General features: G+C 57.1%; 1 protein-coding gene. It reads right to left on the minus strand.

Annotated elements, in window-relative coordinates; translation table 11 throughout:
* Positions 1 to 8: 8 nt before the first annotated feature.
* On the minus strand, positions 9 to 238 hold a 230-nt coding region (locus SB751_RS35020), incomplete at its 5' end, for a hypothetical protein (protein WP_410749618.1).

Here is a 238-nt window from a genome sequence, read left to right on the forward strand (position 1 = left end):
GGAGAGCATCAAGCGGACGCCGGCTGAATGCGCGAGGCAATCAATGCGGCGACGGCATGAAAGGGTCGTATATAGGAGTTATGAAGCGCAGTGTAATGTGTCTTGGAAGAATCGTACGGACAAGTTTTGTCGCGATTCGGACACCGATCACCGCGATTCCGCCGCGACGCCTTGCCGCAGGCGTCTCGCGCAAACGGGAAATTTGTCGCGGCAATTTTGGCGGCGGATTTTGGCCGGT

The organism is Cupriavidus sp. SIMBA_020 (assembly GCF_046535395.1).
GTDB classification, from domain to species: Bacteria; Pseudomonadota; Gammaproteobacteria; order Burkholderiales; family Burkholderiaceae; genus Cupriavidus; species Cupriavidus campinensis.